Raw genomic sequence first — 1,154 nt, 5'->3', positions numbered from 1 at the left:
GTAGAAGCGCTCCAAGGGGAAAGGGACGACCCCCGTCGGGGGGAGACGGGGGTCGTCGAAGGTTCGGCTCCGGGGGGGTCGAGCCGAACCCACTCGGCGGTCACGGGGGGTGCAACCGCCGAGGGTCTGCCTGTTGTACGAGATGTGAACACTCGTCGCGTCGTCAAGTCTGCCTGAGCGGACCTGTATACGTCGAGTGGTGTCGCCTCCACTCCCTGCGAAATAATGTTCGCAGAGTGTGACCATCGTCACTATGCGCGAGGGTGGGTGGGGGCCGGCCCGCAGGTCCGAGGGGTCGCCGGGCCCCGGGCACCCGCCGACCATAGACCATCCGGCTAGACTTTCGCGCCGTGGGCCGAAGTGCCGCTTTCTTCGATCTGGACAAGACCGTCATCGCCAAGTCGAGCGCCCTGGCGTTCGGTCGGCCGTTCTACCGGGACGGCCTGATCACCCGGCGTGACGTGGTCAAGTCGGCGTACGCGCAGCTGATGTTCCGGCTGGGCGGCACCGACGAGCAGACCATGGCCAGGACCAGGGACTACCTCGCCGCGCTCTGCAAGGGCTGGCAGGTGGAACAGGTCCGCCAGATCGTCGCGGAGACGCTGCACGAGCTGATCAACCCTTACGTGTACGCCGAGGCCGCCGCTTTGATCGAGGAGCACCAGGCCGCCGGGCGGGACGTCGTCCTGGTCTCCGCCTCCGGCGAGGAGATGGTCCGACCGATCGGTGTGCTGCTCGGGATCACCGACGTGATCGCCACCCGGATGGGCGTGGTCGACGGCCGCTACAGCGGCGAGGTCGAGTTCTACGCCGCCGGCCCGAGCAAGGTCGACGCGGTCGGCGAGCTGGCCGCCGAGCGCGGCTACGACCTGGCCGACTCGTACGCCTACTCCGACTCGTACAGCGATCGGCCGCTGCTGGAGTGCGTCGGCCACCCGTCGGTGGTCAACCCGGACCGGCAGCTGCGCCGGCTGGCGGTCGAGAACTCCTGGCCGGTGCTGGAGTTCCGGCACCCGATCCCGCTGGGGCGGCGGCTGCGCGAGCGCCCGGCCGTCCCGGTCGCCGCCGCGGCGCTGGGCGTGGGCGTCGGCGTGGCCATCGGCATCGCCTGGTACGGCCGCCACCGCCGCACCCGCACCGCCCCCGCGCCCGCC

At 70.6% G+C, this 1,154-nt stretch carries 1 protein-coding gene; it reads left to right on the top strand.

Annotated elements, in window-relative coordinates:
- Positions 1 to 350 precede the first annotated feature (350 nt).
- On the top strand, positions 351 to 1,154 hold an 804-nt coding region (locus tag AB0B91_RS66355; RefSeq protein WP_089002404.1), incomplete at its 3' end, for an HAD-IB family hydrolase.

The sequence above is a fragment of the Nonomuraea sp. NPDC049141 genome, assembly GCF_040648415.1.
GTDB lineage: Bacteria > Actinomycetota > Actinomycetes > Streptosporangiales > Streptosporangiaceae > Nonomuraea.
This window is presented reverse-complemented; position numbering and strand designations above follow the sequence as displayed.